The following is a 14896-nucleotide window of genomic DNA, read 5'->3' on the forward strand; positions in this document are numbered from 1 at the left end:
TTTCTTTTGTGCAATATTTTGGATTTGCTCATTTATAGTTTGTAGAAAAAAATATTGATGAAGTCTACCAATCAGTGTTTTTTGTTGTATAATGTTTTTGTCGTACAGGGTCACTTTCCTTTGTAATGTTTTGGGTCAAATTCTACCCCGATGATGTGCAGAAAGTTTTGTTTGCCAGAACGTTCGGCTGTGTCATCGCTTCGGCATCTTGATCAGCTGTACCTCAGGTAAATGGAGAAGAGAAGCTTAACTTGAGCATGGTAAGCGATGAGATTCCTGCAGGCGCAAAGCTTTACTAAGAAGCGATGAGATCAAAAGCAAAACGATGTCCTGTCTGTGGTGGTGCTATGAAACAGCAGTTCATTGGATTAAGACATTGCAAATGCGGTATCAGTTGGAAGATATCCGGACAAAGGGTGATATATCCAGTAGAATAGTATAAGAAGGTATGATGGTATGAAGATATTAGTAATTCCTGATGTTCATCTTAAACCGCAGATGTTTAAACAGGCTACAGCTCTTATGCATCAGGGAATTGCTGATCGAGCGGTATGTCTGATGGACATCCCTGATGATTGGGACAAGCAATATAATGTCGGACTTTATGAAGAAACTTATGATGAGGCTATTCGGTTTGCAAAAGCATTTCCGGAAACAGCCTGGTGCTACGGGAATCACGATTTGAGTTATCTGTGGCATTGTCTGGAGAGCGGTTATAGCTCCATGGCTTCAATGACAGTGCAAAGAAAGTTGTTGGATTTGCGAGAGGCTGTTCCAGAAGATAATCCCATTAAATATGTTCAGAGAATAGACAATGTTCTCTTTTCTCATGGAGGCGTACTGAATTTCTTTGTAGAGGAATATGTTCCGCGAGCAAAATATAATGATGTGGATGCTGTGTTAGAGACGATTAATCAGCTCGGAAGAATCGAGATGTGGAATGATGCATCGCCGATCTGGCTGAGACCACAGCATTCAAAAATGAGATTATATAAGCCACGTAAGTTGTTGCAGGTTGTAGGTCATACACCTATGGATGCAATTACGAAAGAGGGAAATCTGATTAGCACGGATGTGTTTTCAACTTACAGAGATGGAAAGCCGATTGGAACAGAGGAGTTCCTCTTGCTCGATACAGTGACATGGGAATACTGCGGAATTAAGATGTAGAATCCGATACGTAATTGGATGCATATTATAACAGACATTATTACGATGATGTCCGGGGAACGAGTGAAAGTAAAAACGAAATCGTATCAGAATGATATGGTGACATTTAAAAATAAAGATGACGTTTTAACTGCACTGATTCACTTAGGCTATCTGGCATACGATCGAAGAGAACAGATGGCGTACATTCCAAATGAAGAAATCCGCAGCGAGTTCACGGATGCGGTAAAAGAACATCAGTGTATCATTGAGAAGTATGAAAAATAAAAAGGAGTATGAAAAAATGTATTACGTACCAGACGGAACCAAAACATGTGGTTATTATGAATGCAAGAAATGCGGCAACCGCTTTTTATCCCTTCAGACGATGGAAAAAATCCCATGCCCGGACTGCGAGGCGGAGGTGGATTATGAAATCGGACCTGGCGAATCTTTGGAGGATGTGCTGGACACCGCAGTGCTGCTGCAAAAAATTGAGGGCGAAGAGGAAGTGGAAAAGATGGATGCACTCTTAAGTCTTGCGATTACCGGCGGAGATTTTGACTGGATCTGACATAACAGAGCTTTTTTCAAACACGCTCCAGACAGGTAGCGGATATTTGATGAATGCCAAGTCTGGCGTCCGCTCTGAATTTTCACAGAATTTTGCCGGAGTTTTTCCGCGATTTTAAAAGAAAACAAAGAAATTTCAAAGGTTCATGAGAAAAATGTTCAGAAACAACCGAAAAAACATCGGTGAAATTGTGTAAAATTGACAGAACTGATGAAAAAGACCGGAAATCATCGAAAAATTTAAGGATTGACAAAAAGCGGGAATTCCGCTAGAATGTGCCTATGTTGAAAAACAGCAGAGAAAAAGAATAGAGTAAAGATAACGCAACGGAGCGGTTCTGGGAATAGAATCGCTCCGTTTGTAATTTTCTCCCTTTCTCCAAGGTTTTATTTCTCCCAAAAAACACTCTCAGAAAACCGGAAAACGCTCTGTCTGTTTTTCAAGATAAACTCCATATAAGTAGTGGATTCGCAAAGGCGCGGTACGAAGGGAAAGCTTCGTGCCGCGTTTTTCAATCCCAAGGAGAAACGTCAGTAAAGAGTTCGCAACGGGGCGATCTGGAAGGAAGATTTCCAGATCGCTTTTTGATTTTACCGGAAAGGAGAAAGTCCGATGGAAAACACAAACGTCTTATTTGACAGAAAGCGTCTGGTCCGGCTGATCGTACCATTGATTGTGGAACAGGTGCTGGCCGTTACCGTCGGTATGGCAGACATGGTAATGGTATCCGGGGCCGGTGAAACGGCTGTTTCCGGAATCTCACTTGTCAATACGATCTGTGTACTGCTGATCGTGATTTTCACATCGATGGCAAGCGGCGGTTCCGTTGTCGGAGCACAGTTCCTCGGAAGCGGGGATAAGAAAACAGCGTGTCACGCAGCCGAACAGCTCGTTATGATCTGCGGACTGATTGCACAACAGGAGGCGAGGCGTATGAAAGAAGAAAACTATGAGGTAGTCGTTTTTCAGGGAGACCCGGGAACCATCGATCTGACGTACGAAGAAATAGAAGCAGAGTGGAACAAAATGCTGCAGACCGTACCACAGATCGGAAAGTTCCGTATCATCCATCAGGGGAAAAAGAGGTACATCTTCGAAGATTACAGCAGTCAGATCGGGAACGCCGACGCAGCACTTGGTATCTGGGTCCACAAAGGAGTGATCAACGAAAAGCTTTTTGAAGCGCATCCGAATCTGAAATATATCGCAACGCTGGGACATGGATTTGAAGACTTCGATGTGGAAATGACAAGACGCCGGGGCGTGACCATAACGAATACGATTTACGGTGATGTCACCATTGCCCAGTATGCGATGGCACTGCTCATGAACATCTGTCATAACGTGACGGTACAGAGCGATTACACCAAAACAGGGTACTGGAAAGAAAAAGAAACGAATCCGCAGGCAAGCTACAATCAACTGTTCGTGCCGCAGATTGAGCTCTACCAGAAAACGATGGGAATCATCGGACTTGGCGCGATCGGCCTCTGGACGGCAAGAATGGCAAAGGGCTTTGGCATGAAGGTCATCGCAAACAGCCGTCACAAAAAGACGGGGCCGCAGTATGACGGCATCGAGCAGGTCAGCATGGAAGAAATTTTCGAACGGTCGGATGTGATCTCCATTCACTGTCCGCATACGAAGGAAACAGAAAACCTGCTGAACCGTGAAGCATTTGCCAAAATGAAGGACGGTGTCATCATTATCAACACCGCGCGGGGAATCATCATCGATGAGGAGGCGCTTCTTGAGGCGCTGGAATCGAGAAAGGTTTATATGGCAGGACTCGATGTTGTCGCAAATGAGCCGCCGCAGTATCAGATTCCGCTGATGCAGTCGCCGTACACCTTTATTACTTCCCATATCGCCTGGCAGCCGAAGGCAGCAAGACTCCGTGCAGTAGATCTGGCGGTGAAAAACTTCCGGTCGTACCTGGAGGGAATGCCGACAAGTGTGATTAATTAAAAACAGCGGATTGTGAAAGCAGATGCAAAAAAACGACTGTAAAAACAACTGTAAAAACAGCAGAGCTGCGGAACAGTCCAGGCATGAAAGAAGAGGTTAGAAAATCTGTCAGAAAACAGATTTCTATATAGAAGCAGCAGAGCCGGTAAATGAATGGAAGAGAAAACCGGGAAGGCGGATAAAAAAGAAATCCGCAGCCGGAAAAATCAGAAGCTGTACAGGGACCGGTTCGGAAAGGGAGGGAAAATCATGAAAAAGCTGGAAATTGTAATTCGTCCGGAGAGCCTCGAAAACCTGGAGCTACTCCTCGAGGAGCAGAAGGCAAACGGTATGATGATCACAAATATCCTTGGATATGGAAATCAGAAGGGATATCGTCAGATGTACCGTGGAGCGGAAATCGTGGCCAAAATGCTTCCGAAGGTTAAAGTGGAGACCGTTGTGGAGGACGACAAGGTTCCGAAAATCGTTGATTTTGTTGTGAAAAACCTGTCAACCGGAAACTACGGCGATGGAAAAATTTTCGTTTACGATGTCGAAGATGCAGTGCGGATCCGGACAGGTGAGCACGGCGAACAGGCACTTTAAAAAATCTGAAAGCCACCGTTTCAGAAGATCTGCAGACGGGAACAGGTAAGATGGGAATGAGGAGGAACTTATTATGGAAAACACACAGGTATTACTCAATATCGTATGGACCATGGTCGGAGCCTTTCTGGTGTATTTTATGCAGGCCGGATTTGCCATGGTGGAGACAGGATTTACAAGAGCGAAAAACTCAGGAAACATTCTGATGAAGAACATGATGGATTTCGTGCTCGGCTCTATTTTCTTCTTTATCATCGGATTTGCGCTGATGTTCGGAGGAAGCAATGCTTTTATCGGAACCGCCGGTTTTTTTAATCCGAAATCGCTGGCAGATGCAGACGGCATGTTCAACGGACTGCCGATCGGCGTATTCATGATTTTCCAGACCGTGTTCTGTGCAACATCGGCAACGATTGTATCAGGAGCTATGGCAGAGAGAACCAAATTTATCTCTTATCTGATTTACTCCGCAGCGATCAGCGTTTTCATTTATCCGATCACCGGACACTGGATCTGGGGAGGCGGCTGGTTAAGCCAGATCGGGTTCCATGATTTTGCAGGATCTACCGCAGTTCATATGGTCGGCGGTCTGTGTGCCCTTGCCGGTGCAAAAATGGTCGGACCTCGTATCGGAAAATACACAAAAGAGGGAAAACCGGTTGCTATTCCTGGTCATAACCTTCCGCTTGGAGCACTTGGTGTCTTTATCCTCTGGTTCTGCTGGTTCGGATTTAACTGTGGATCTACCACAGCAGCAACCTATAATCTTGGCGACATTGCCATGACTACAAACCTTGCGGCAGCAGCAGCAACACTTGTTACCCTGATTGTTACCTGGGTACGTTATGGAAAACCGGATATCAGTATGACAATGAACGGCGCACTGGCCGGACTGGTAGCTATTACAGCAAGCTGTGATGTAGTCAATGATTACGAGGCACTGTTCATTGGAGCAGTTGCAGGTGTTGTCGTTGTATTCGCAGTTGAATTCTTTGATAAAGTCGTAAAAATCGATGACCCGGTTGGTGCAATCAGTGTACACGGTGTCTGTGGAGCACTCGGAACCTTATTCACCGGTATTTTCGGCGAGGGATGCAGCTTTATCACCCAGATGATCGGTTTTGTAGCAGTTGCAGCATATACCCTGATCCTGGCGTTCATTCTGTTCTTCGTCCTGAAAAAGACCATCGGACTTCGCGTAACCGAGAAGGAAGAGATCGACGGATTGGATATGCACGAGCACGGATGCAGCGCTTATGCAAACTTCCACTTCCATAATGATAAATAAAAAAGGATCAATAAAAAAGGTGGTGCGGATATGAAAAAGCTGACAGTTATTGTCAAACCCGCGAACCGGGAGGATGTCATCGACATCATGGAATCGTGTGCCGTGTACGGCGTGATGGAAACGGATATCACCGGATATGGAAACCAGAAGGGTTACCGGGTGATGTACCGTGGAACCATGAGCGGACCGAATGTACTGATGAAATGCAAATTCGAGACCGTCGGTGACGATAAGACAATTGAAGTATTAAAAGGCTTTCTGGAAAAGAAGCTGTGTACCGGAAATATCGGAGACGGAAAGATTTTTGTCGAGAAAGTGGCAGACGTCATCCGGGTTCGTACCGGCCAGCGCGGCGAGGAAGCATTATAAAAACAAAAGACAGTAAAAAGGTGCAAAGAGGCAGCCAGAGCAGATCGTTCGGCTGCCTCTTCTGAGCTAAAAAAGCCGGAACGGGAGGAATGCTGCATGGTAAGATACATCATAAAACGTTTATTCATCGGAGTGGTGACAATCTGGGCACTGATCACCATTACCTTTTTCCTGATTCGGATTATGCCGGGCAGCCCGTTCGAGGCGGATAATCTTTCCCGGAGCGCGATTGAACAGCTCGAATCGACCTACGGACTGGATGAACCCATGTGGAAACAGTATATTCTTTACATGGAAAATCTGATGCACGGAGATCTCGGCATTTCCTATAAAAAGAACGTTTCTGTTAATACACTGATCGCAAGAGGATTTCCGTACACGCTAAGCATCGGACTTCTCTCTATTGCGGTATCTGCATTCCGGGCTGGATCGGCATGGCTCGTCAGGTAAGAGGCCAGCTGATTGCCTTAAAGGAGCAGGAGTTTTCCATGGCAGCACTCGTCATCGGAGCAAGTGATGCGAGAATTCTCTTCCGTCACCTTTTGATCAATGCCATCGGACCGATCATTGTACAGATTACCTTCCTTGTTCCGAATGCCATTTTTACGGAAGCCTTCTTAAGCTTCATCGGAATCGGCATTTCTGCTCCGATGGCAAGCTGGGGTTCCATGGCACAGGATGCCCGTCAGGTGCTTACCATGCACCCGGGACAGCTGCTTTTGCCGACCATCTGCATCTGTATCACCATTTTCTCCCTGAACTTCCTCGGCGAGGGAATCGGCGATGCCTTTAATCCAAAGAAAACCAGGGGGTGAAGCGTATGAGTTTACTCGAAATCAGCCATCTCACAACAAAATTTGAAACGCAGCAGGGAACCGTCAGCGCAGTCCGCGATGTTTCCTACCATCTGGAAGAGGGCGAGGTACTTGGTATTGTCGGCGAGTCCGGTTCCGGAAAAAGTGTCGGCATGCTGACCCTGATGGGGCTTCTGGCATCGAACGGCAGAGTGGAAGAAGGAGAGATCCTTTTCGACGGAGAAAACATTTCTCCGCCGCACATGAAGGACCGGAAAGAAAAACGGGCTTATGAAAAGAAAATGCAGCAGATCCGCGGAAACCGCATCGGCATGATTTTCCAGGATCCGATGACATTTCTGAATCCGATCCTGAAAATCGGAATTCAGATGACAGAGGGAATCCGAAAGCATCAGAATTGCTCCAAAAAAGAAGCGGAAGCGAAAGCCATTGAGCTGATGCGGCAGGTCGGAATTCCAAGTCCGGAAAAACGGCTCGATCAGTATCCGTTCGAATTTTCCGGCGGTATGAGGCAGAGAATCATCATTGCGACGGCTCTGGCGTGTGACCCGGAGCTGATTATCGCAGATGAGCCGACAACCGCACTGGATGTGACCGTACAGGCACAGATTCTGGAGCTTTTGAAAAAGCTGACGAAGGAAAAAGGAACCTCTGTTATCATGATTACCCACGACCTCGGCGTTGTCGCTTCTATGTGCGACCGGATTGCCATTATGTACGCCGGCCAGATCGTAGAAGAGGGAACCGTCGATGAGATTTTCTACGAACCGCATCATCCGTACACGAAAGGTCTTCTGAACAGTATCAACAATTCGGCAAAGGATAACGACGAGCCGCTCGCTCCGATTCCGGGAACACCGCCGGACCTCTTAAAGCTTCCGAAGGGCTGTGCATTTATGAGCCGCTGTCCTTACACTATGAAGATATGTGAGGTACAGGCCTCTCCGGTGACAACCTACAGCGAGACGCACTGCTGCAGATGCTGGCTGGAATGTATGGATGAAACAAAAATCACAGTTTCCGGGGAGGAGGCGGCGCTGGAGGACTCTATGGCAGGTAGCCATTTTTATCCTGATTTTGCAGCAGTACTGCTGAAACAGAAGGTAGCGGAGCAGTACGGATTAAAAGCAGAAAATGTACTGACAGGAGCCGGATCGAGTGCGATGATCGATATGATCGGACTGACCTTTCTGGACGATGGAGATGAGGTGCTGTTTTCCGCGCCGACCTACGGGGCATTTGCCGACATGGCGTATTTAAATGGCGGTGTGCCGGTCTCCGTACCGGTAACCGAGGAGCAGAAATTTAATCTCCCTGCCATGAAAGAAAAAATCGGTGAAAAAACAAAAATCGTGGTGATCTGCAATCCGAATAACCCGACCGGAACGTATGTGCCGATCGGGGAGCTGGAAGCATTCGCAGATACCCTTCCGGAGGACGTTCTGTTGGTGATGGATGAGGCATACATGGAATTTGCCACCGAGCCGGACTGCTGTAGTATGGTCGATTATATGAAAGCGCATCCGGAAAAACCGATTCTGGTTCTCCGCACCTTTTCCAAATATTATGCGATGGCAGGCCTTCGTGTCGGCTATGCGCTGGGCTCCGAAGAGCTGATTGGAATCATGCGGAAATGTTCCGCTTCCTGGAACCTGAATGTCTGTGCACAGAAAGCGGCAGAGTGAAAAAGGTTTTACGGTAAACGTTAAAAGATAGAATGAAAGAGAAAAAGACCGGATGAGAAGTAAAAAATCCGGTCTTTTTCTGCTGGTATGAGAACAGAAAAAGCGGATCAGCAGGTTGCATATTTCAGGTAAAAAAGGTATACTTATAAGTGATGAAAAGAGAAATATGTTAGCAGCAGCTAATAAGAAAAAAACAGAGAAAAAACATGGTTTTTGCAAATTAGTGCTTGCCATTCCATGAAAATTGGAATATTATATGTGCAAACGCCTATAGATGAAAAAAGATGTATCACATCCTGAAAGGGGAAAGAAAATATGCTTTTTAAAACATACCAGAAGATCACGACGTTATTTAAAGAACATCATGGATATATGAGCTTCGCAGACCTCAGAGATCATCAGGTGACCGTACTGCAGCTGGCAGAAATGGAAGAGGAAGGAAGTCTGGAACGATTTGCACGCGGCTGGTACTGGTGCAAGGACTGTGGTTATGAAAAACCGGAAGACTATCAATATATTGAAATTGCGAAAGTAAACCCACGCGCAGTCATCTGCATGGACAGTGCTGCATGGCTTGCCGGAATGCTGAAAGAAGAGCCGGCTACGATTGCAGTTGCAACAGCACGGACAGACCGAAAAAAAATGGATCTGGAAAATTTTGAAATCAGACGTTTTTATTTCCAGAATGCCGATGTCCCGGGCGAAATCTGTGAGAAAAAGACAGAGTTTGGTTCCTACAAATATTATTCTCCGAAGAGAACCTTCTGTGACTGTCTGCGCATGAACAATAAGATGCCGGAGGAAGTAAAAGAAGAAATCCTCACCTGGTGCCGGAAACAGAAATATTCCAAAGAAGAGATTCTGGAATACGCGAACAAGCTCCGTGCGGTAAAAAATATCGAGGAAGAGTATCAGAAATAAAATTTCACAGGAATAGATAAGGGAAACTCCCGACGGAAGATCTTATACGAGAAATTCTGCCGGGAGTTTCTGCGTGTATATCGGATGGTTACGCATACACGATTTCCTCGTATGTTCCCCTGTGTCATTCGCAAAAATCGCATAAAATGAGAAGCAAAGAGCAATACTTGACTAGCCGAACGGGAAACGTGGCGATACAATAGAGGCAACAAATTTCGGGAGGATTTTACCTATGAGTAAAGAGACGAGAGAGTATGCAAAACAGCTGGTTTCCCAGATGACGCTGGAAGAAAAAATGAGCCAGATGGTCTATCAGTCACCGGCGATCGAGCGTCTTGGCATTCCGGCATACAACTGGTGGAATGAAGCGCTGCACGGCGTGGCAAGAGCTGGTGTGGCAACGGTATTTCCGCAGGCTATTGGCCTTGCAGCAACGTTTGATAAAGAGCTGCTGCAGGAGATCGGTGATGTTGTTTCTACCGAGGGACGTGCAAAATTCAACGAGTTTTCGAGAAAAGGCGACCGCGGCATCTACAAAGGCCTGACCTTCTGGGCACCGAACGTCAACATTTTCCGTGATCCGAGATGGGGCCGCGGCCATGAGACATATGGTGAGGACCCGTATCTGACCGGTGAGCTCGGATGCGCCTACATCCGCGGATTACAGGGACCTGACCCGGATCACCCGAAGGCAGCGGCGTGTGCCAAACATTTCGCCGTCCACAGCGGCCCAGAGGCGATCCGCCATGAGTTTGACGCAAGAGTCAGCAAACATGATCTGTATGACACCTATCTGTATGCCTTCAAACGCTGTGTCAAGGATGCAAAAGTCGAGGCAGTCATGGGTGCGTATAACCGTGTCAACGGTGAACCGGCATGCGGAAGCAAGACATTGTTAAAGGACATCCTGCGCGATGAGTTCGGCTTTGAAGGCCATGTTGTCTCCGACTGCTGGGCAATCATAGATTTCCATGAGCACCACAGAGTGACCAAAAATGTAGAGGAGTCCGCAGCGCGTGCTGTCAACAACGGCTGTGACCTGAACTGCGGCGTTGCTTTCCTGCATCTGCCGAAAGCATACGAGGATGGCCTGGTATCCGAAGAGGCAATCACCGCGGCAGTTGAGCGCCTGATGGAAATCCGCATCCGCCTCGGTATGATGAAAGACTATCCGTCACCGTACGAAGATCTGTCCTACGATCTAGTCGAGTGCAAGGAGCATGTTGATCTGTCCGTCGAGGCAGCGAGAAGAAGTATGGTTCTGCTGAAAAATGAAAACAATATGCTGCCGCTCGATGTGAAGAAGATCCGCAGTATCGCCGTGATCGGACCGAACGCGAACTCGAGAGCAGCGCTGGTTGGAAACTATCAGGGAACATCGTCCAGATACATCACACCGCTGGAAGGAATTCAGCAGTATGTCGGTGATGATGTGAGAGTGACATACGCAGAGGGCTGTCATCTGTATAAAAATAAAGTCGAAGGACTCGGCGAGGACAAAGACCGTTTCAAAGAGGCTGTCATTGCCGCTGAGCACGCAGACGTTGTCGTTCTGTGCCTTGGACTTGATGCAACTGTTGAGGGCGAGGAAGGCGATGCCGGAAACGAATACGCGAGCGGCGATAAGCTGGGCCTCAATCTGCCGGGCTTACAGGAGGAACTGCTTGAGACAATCACAGCGGTTGGAAAACCGGTAGTCCTCGTTCTCTCGGCAGGAAGTGCCATCGACCTGTCCTGGGCCGAGGAGCATGTACCGGCTATTCTTGACAGCTGGTATCCGGGTGCGCGCGGCGGAAAAGCCGTGGCAGAGGCGCTGTTCGGCGATTATGCACCGAACGGAAAACTGCCGGTGACTTTCTATCAGGGAACAGAAAATCTGCCGGAGTTCACCGATTACAGCATGGCAGGACGAACCTACCGCTATACTGATAAAAATATTCTGTATCCATTTGGATATGGACTGACGTATGGAACAATTTCCTACAGCGGCGCAAAAACGGAGCAGGAGACGAGCGCGGTGCTCGACGATGTGACCGTGTGCACGAAGGTGAAGAATGAGAGTGCATATCCGCTGCATGAGAGCGTAGAGGTTTATGTGAAATACAAAAACGCACAGCCGGGTGAGCCAGGCTTCCAGTTAAAAGGCATCGCGTGCGTGGAACTGCAGGCAGGAGAAGAAAAAGAGGTTTCCGTGACACTGCATGCAAGAGATTTTGCTGTTATCACAGAGGACGGCGGATGTGTCGTACGGCCGGGCGAGTATGAAATCTCCATCGGCGGACAGCAGCCGGGCGAAAGAAGCCGCGCGTTGACAGGACGTGAGACAGAGATTCTGACGGTCAGAAAAGAAGGAAATGAAGAGAACGTCGAGTATTAAGTATTAGATAGAAATTGAAAAACGAAGAGGGAGGTGGAATCGTCTGCCTCCCTCTTTTGGTGACAGAATGGAGAGACAGGATATGAGTACATTATGGTATATAAAACCAGCCGCAGAGTGAGAGGAAGCACTGCCGCTCGGCAATGGACGGCTTGGTGCGATGATCGCTGGAAATCTGCCGAACCTGCTTCATTTCCAGACCGGCGGACTGTATGGTGCTGCATCTTCGTGCACCGAAGGGAAAAGTGTCGGTTGAGGTGATGCTGAACCGTGCAAAATATTTTGACCGTACAGGAAAGGTCAACGATCACACGATTTATCTGAGCGGAAACCTCGGAAAAAATGCCCTGGAATTTGCCATGTGCCTGTCGGCAAAAGCAACGGGCGGCCGTGTGTATACCATGGGTCATACTCTGGTGATCGAAGAGGCAGATGAGGCCGTGTTGTACTTCGGCGCGGACAGTACGTTCCGTTATGCGAAGGAAGAGGTTGCCGCATGGGAGCCGCGTGTGCAGGATGTGCTGGCAGAGAAGATTACCGAAAAGCTGGAGCGCGCGATGGTGCAGAGCAGAGAACACAAAATCATTCTCCTTCCGGCGCTGCCGAAGGCGTGGGATCATGGAGAAGTGAAAGGCCTGCGGCTGGTTGGAAATGCATCGATTGCACTTGCGTGGGAGAATGGAAAACTGACACGGTGTGCGGTTACGGCGGATCAGGCGTATGAAGGGGAAGTTGTGTATGGAGAGATGCGTCAAGCGGTAAAACTGGAAAAAGGTGAGACAGTTATTCTGGATGCGGTATTGCAGCTGCTTGAATCATAAACATGAAGATAGAAAATGCCGGGCAGAGAAAAATCTGTCCGGCGTTTTCAGCATATGTAAAGACTATAAGGCGATGGAGGAAAAAGAAGCTTCTTCTGTCAGCAGCAGGTGATAGTAATGATCGGAATAGCGGCAGAGATAACCAGGCATTCCCCGATAAGAACTGGTTTCTAAAAACGCGGCTGCGACGCAGGTGCGGCATATCGGTTGCAAACGGCATTGACAGCATTGGGAACTTAGGGAAATCTTCTGTGCAGCGGCGGAAACTTTTTCCCAGGCGGAAATAAATCCAAGATCAAAAACAGGGGCGGAGATTTCGGATAACATCACACAGGGGAAAAGAAAGCCCTGCCAGTTGATGAAGAAGGAGCAGTTTCCGGCAAGACAGGAGATATGACCATTGCCCCGTGGAAAAGACGGATTGTTGACGCGGTGGATGGATTCATGAACGTACTGCCGGAAAATATCGCTGGTCAGCTGCAGTTTCAGTGTCTGCAGGGCAAGCGCAGCGGCGTCTTCCGGGTTCAGGCGGACCTGAGCATCAAAAGGAAGGGAGCGTTCCCGGACGGCGGGCATCATATAGTGATCGGCATGAACGGGGACTCCAAGCTTTTCTCCGAGAACAAAGATTTTTGGAAAATCATGCGCGTTCTTTTTAGTGACGCTACAGCTGATTTTGACATCAACGTTTCGTTCGCGGAGCAGACGGATGGCGCGGACGGTCTGATCAAAGCCCTGGGGGTAATGGCAGAGACGGTTATAGGAAGCGGCATCGGCACCGTAGAGCGTGATGTTAATGCGGCGCGGCCTGTACTCAGCAAAAAAATCAGCCCAGGATTCGCCCAGCAGGGTTCCATTGGTGTTGATGGTAAGAATCATGCCCATGTTTCGAAGCTCAAGATATAGTGTTTTGAAATCAGGAAAGAGAAGTGGTTCACCGCCGGTCAGAAGAAGAAAAAGTGTACCGGCTTTTTGCATCTGCTGTGCAAGCAGAATCCATTCATCAACTGTGCGGAGTTGTCCCTGACATTCCATTTCTGAACGGGACAGACGGACATAACACATGTCGCAGTTCATATTGCAGAGTGGCAGAAGTTCAAGCGCGCCGGTAATAGGAATGTGCTGCTGGCGCGCTTTCTGGAGAAAAGAACGCTCGAAGGTGGAAGCGTCGTTCATGTAGTTCATAAAGGTTCCTCCGAAAAAAGTGGTTTGATGAACCAATTATTAATAGGTATAGTAAAGGATCGAAACGAGTGGGTTCGATCCTTTTGCTGTGGTTTGAAAAATTATTATTTAGTGGAAAAATCAGGATTTGGCGGTTTCCCAAGTATTGATGTCTAATCTGGTAGTACAATGAACGTTTGTACCATTTTCGGTCCAGATGACAACGGGGGTTGCTTCATCATCGCGGGTAGACTGGTCATCTATAAAACCACTGATAAATCCACTATCAGATTCCGCTTCATGAGTCTTGTTACAAGGATGATATCCAGAAAATTGAGCTTGAGAGCCCCAGCCTCCCCATGAGCCTTCTTTTGCGATATATTTTTTTTGCCCAGATCCATCATAATAATAAACATTATAATTATGACCGTATTGTCCAGCATCGCAGACAAATTTATAAACTTTCCCGCTATCCCCGCAGGCCGCCACATATTCATTTGCAGCAAATTCCTGAACCTCAACAACAGGTTCCATCCACTCTTTCTTCATAACGATATAACCTCCTCTAATAATGCATACCTTAAAGTATCATGCACAAAATTTAAAGCAGAATTTTGAATCGTATCTTCCGCAGCCGCATATTCCTCTAACGCCTGTGCAACGACTTCCGAAATGGTACGTGGCTGCTGAAAAGCATTCCAGAGAAATGCGGCGGTATCGTTTGGAACCATCACTGCATTCGAAATCTGACAGGCAGTCCCAACGGGAATAATCGCATATTCCCCTGCAATTTCACGCAGTAGATAATCGGAATTGACACGATATTTTTTTTCATTTATCTTTTGTAACAAATCTGACCGGGTCGGAGAAGCAATCGGTTCCATCACAAACTCCCCTCTTGCAAAATGCTGTGCCTTTTCAGGCAGAAAGTATTTCTGCAGTCAGCAAGAAAAATATGTAGAATGTTCGCAGAAATAAATTACATTTATCATTACAAAATGATTATAAAAGAAGAACTAGGAAAAGTCAAGTAAAAACTGGAAAAAGATGGGAATGTAATCTGCTCAAAAACGAATTTTGCGATGTTTACTTTTAGTATAGATGAAAAGGAGGTTTCGTGATAAGATAGAGAAAGAATTTGAAAACTGCGCGTCGCATTCTCGTTACTTTAGCCTGC

Annotated in this window: 16 protein-coding genes and 2 pseudogenes; 15 read left to right on the forward strand and 3 right to left on the reverse strand. The window is 47.2% G+C overall.

Annotated elements, in window-relative coordinates:
• Nucleotides 1-125 precede the first annotated feature (125 nt).
• The 15 genes and pseudogenes from DWW13_RS20230 to DWW13_RS16740 all read left to right on the forward strand — a co-directional run bounded on the left by DWW13_RS20230 (nt 126) and on the right by DWW13_RS16740 (nt 12555).
• Nucleotides 126-212, forward strand: a complete 87-nt coding sequence (locus tag DWW13_RS20230; protein WP_117762139.1) for a helix-turn-helix domain-containing protein — start codon at nt 126-128, stop codon at nt 210-212.
• A 244-nt stretch (nt 213-456) separates the two neighbouring features.
• Entirely contained in the window at nt 457-1170 is a 714-nt protein-coding gene (locus DWW13_RS16680; RefSeq protein WP_055221852.1) for a metallophosphoesterase, read from the forward strand.
• A gap of 18 nt (nt 1171-1188) precedes the next feature.
• Nucleotides 1189-1437, forward strand: coding sequence for a hypothetical protein (locus tag DWW13_RS16685; protein ID WP_147341985.1), 249 nt, complete (start codon nt 1189-1191; stop codon nt 1435-1437).
• Between the two features lie 16 nt (nt 1438-1453).
• Complete coding sequence (locus DWW13_RS16690) at nt 1454-1723, forward strand: hypothetical protein (RefSeq protein ID WP_055221876.1); 270 nt, start codon at nt 1454-1456, stop codon at nt 1721-1723.
• A gap of 612 nt (nt 1724-2335) precedes the next feature.
• A complete protein-coding gene (locus tag DWW13_RS16695; protein WP_117804667.1) occupies nt 2336-3691 on the forward strand; it encodes an NAD(P)-dependent oxidoreductase in 1356 nt (451 codons plus the stop codon).
• Between the two features lie 249 nt (nt 3692-3940).
• Nucleotides 3941-4279 carry a P-II family nitrogen regulator gene (locus DWW13_RS16700; RefSeq protein ID WP_055221847.1) on the forward strand — a complete coding sequence of 113 codons (339 nt, stop codon included), beginning with the start codon at nt 3941-3943 and terminating at the stop codon, nt 4277-4279.
• Nucleotides 4280-4352: 73 nt separating this feature from the next.
• Nucleotides 4353-5567, forward strand: coding sequence for an ammonium transporter (locus DWW13_RS16705; protein WP_117804666.1), 1215 nt, complete (start codon nt 4353-4355; stop codon nt 5565-5567).
• 30 nt (nt 5568-5597) lie between these two features.
• Nucleotides 5598-5936, forward strand: a complete 339-nt coding sequence (locus DWW13_RS16710; RefSeq protein ID WP_022462439.1) for a P-II family nitrogen regulator — start codon at nt 5598-5600, stop codon at nt 5934-5936.
• Between the two features lie 96 nt (nt 5937-6032).
• Complete coding sequence (locus DWW13_RS16715) at nt 6033-6386, forward strand: ABC transporter permease (RefSeq protein ID WP_117804665.1); 354 nt, start codon at nt 6033-6035, stop codon at nt 6384-6386.
• Nucleotides 6371-6751: an ABC transporter permease gene (locus DWW13_RS16720; RefSeq protein WP_082424743.1), complete on the forward strand. Its 381-nt coding sequence runs from the start codon at nt 6371-6373 to the stop codon at nt 6749-6751. The genes DWW13_RS16715 and DWW13_RS16720 overlap by 16 nt, the downstream gene beginning before the upstream one ends.
• A 5-nt stretch (nt 6752-6756) precedes the next feature.
• Nucleotides 6757-7740: pseudogene (locus DWW13_RS20235) on the forward strand (ABC transporter ATP-binding protein); the annotation flags it as partial.
• A 54-nt stretch (nt 7741-7794) separates the two neighbouring features.
• A pseudogene (locus DWW13_RS20240) lies at nt 7795-8436 on the forward strand (pyridoxal phosphate-dependent aminotransferase); the annotation flags it as partial.
• Nucleotides 8437-8751: 315 nt separating this feature from the next.
• On the forward strand, nt 8752-9357 hold the full coding sequence (locus DWW13_RS16730; RefSeq protein ID WP_022462444.1) for a type IV toxin-antitoxin system AbiEi family antitoxin domain-containing protein: 606 nt from the start codon (nt 8752-8754) through the stop codon (nt 9355-9357).
• Between the two features lie 232 nt (nt 9358-9589).
• On the forward strand, nt 9590-11734 hold the full coding sequence (locus DWW13_RS16735) for a glycoside hydrolase family 3 C-terminal domain-containing protein (RefSeq protein WP_055268352.1): 2145 nt from the start codon (nt 9590-9592) through the stop codon (nt 11732-11734).
• A gap of 173 nt (nt 11735-11907) precedes the next feature.
• On the forward strand, nt 11908-12555 hold the full coding sequence (locus DWW13_RS16740; RefSeq protein WP_226906874.1) for a glycoside hydrolase family 95-like protein: 648 nt from the start codon (nt 11908-11910) through the stop codon (nt 12553-12555).
• A gap of 63 nt (nt 12556-12618) precedes the next feature.
• On the opposite strand, the gene DWW13_RS16745 is transcribed toward DWW13_RS16740, so the two are convergent.
• The 3 genes from DWW13_RS16745 to DWW13_RS16755 form a co-directional block, all read right to left on the reverse strand.
• The gene (locus DWW13_RS16745) at nt 12619-13740 is read right to left on the reverse strand and encodes a radical SAM protein (RefSeq protein WP_118720623.1); all 1122 of its coding nucleotides are present in this window, start codon (nt 13738-13740) and stop codon (nt 12619-12621) included.
• A 120-nt stretch (nt 13741-13860) separates the two neighbouring features.
• Nucleotides 13861-14268: a hypothetical protein gene (locus DWW13_RS16750; protein ID WP_055221839.1), complete on the reverse strand. Its 408-nt coding sequence runs from the start codon at nt 14266-14268 to the stop codon at nt 13861-13863.
• Entirely contained in the window at nt 14265-14603 is a 339-nt protein-coding gene (locus tag DWW13_RS16755; protein WP_118720625.1) for a PqqD family protein, read from the reverse strand. Before DWW13_RS16755 ends, DWW13_RS16750 begins: the two co-directional genes overlap by 4 nt.
• Between the last annotated feature and the right edge of the window lie 293 nt (nt 14604-14896).

The organism is Blautia sp. AF14-40 (assembly GCF_003479665.1).
In the GTDB taxonomy this organism is placed as follows: Bacteria; Bacillota; Clostridia; order Lachnospirales; family Lachnospiraceae; genus Fusicatenibacter; species Fusicatenibacter saccharivorans.

Excerpts from the sequence above, each read along its gene's own strand:
- DWW13_RS20230 (WP_117762139.1), top strand. The coding sequence starts at position 126 with ATGTTTTGGGTCAAATTCTACCCCGATGATGTGCAGAAAGTTTTGTTT.
- DWW13_RS16680 (WP_055221852.1), top strand. The coding sequence starts at position 457 with ATGAAGATATTAGTAATTCCTGATGTTCATCTTAAACCGCAGATGTTT.
- DWW13_RS16685 (WP_147341985.1), top strand. The coding sequence starts at position 1,189 with ATGCATATTATAACAGACATTATTACGATGATGTCCGGGGAACGAGTG.
- DWW13_RS16690 (WP_055221876.1), top strand. The coding sequence starts at position 1,454 with ATGTATTACGTACCAGACGGAACCAAAACATGTGGTTATTATGAATGC.
- DWW13_RS16695 (WP_117804667.1), top strand. The coding sequence starts at position 2,336 with ATGGAAAACACAAACGTCTTATTTGACAGAAAGCGTCTGGTCCGGCTG.
- DWW13_RS16700 (WP_055221847.1), top strand. The coding sequence starts at position 3,941 with ATGAAAAAGCTGGAAATTGTAATTCGTCCGGAGAGCCTCGAAAACCTG.
- DWW13_RS16705 (WP_117804666.1), top strand. The coding sequence starts at position 4,353 with ATGGAAAACACACAGGTATTACTCAATATCGTATGGACCATGGTCGGA.
- DWW13_RS16710 (WP_022462439.1), top strand. The coding sequence starts at position 5,598 with ATGAAAAAGCTGACAGTTATTGTCAAACCCGCGAACCGGGAGGATGTC.
- DWW13_RS16715 (WP_117804665.1), top strand. The coding sequence starts at position 6,033 with ATGGTAAGATACATCATAAAACGTTTATTCATCGGAGTGGTGACAATC.
- DWW13_RS16720 (WP_082424743.1), top strand. The coding sequence starts at position 6,371 with ATGGCTCGTCAGGTAAGAGGCCAGCTGATTGCCTTAAAGGAGCAGGAG.
- DWW13_RS16730 (WP_022462444.1), top strand. The coding sequence starts at position 8,752 with ATGCTTTTTAAAACATACCAGAAGATCACGACGTTATTTAAAGAACAT.
- DWW13_RS16735 (WP_055268352.1), top strand. The coding sequence starts at position 9,590 with ATGAGTAAAGAGACGAGAGAGTATGCAAAACAGCTGGTTTCCCAGATG.
- DWW13_RS16745 (WP_118720623.1), bottom strand. The coding sequence starts at position 13,740 with ATGAACTACATGAACGACGCTTCCACCTTCGAGCGTTCTTTTCTCCAG.
- DWW13_RS16750 (WP_055221839.1), bottom strand. The coding sequence starts at position 14,268 with ATGAAGAAAGAGTGGATGGAACCTGTTGTTGAGGTTCAGGAATTTGCT.
- DWW13_RS16755 (WP_118720625.1), bottom strand. The coding sequence starts at position 14,603 with ATGGAACCGATTGCTTCTCCGACCCGGTCAGATTTGTTACAAAAGATA.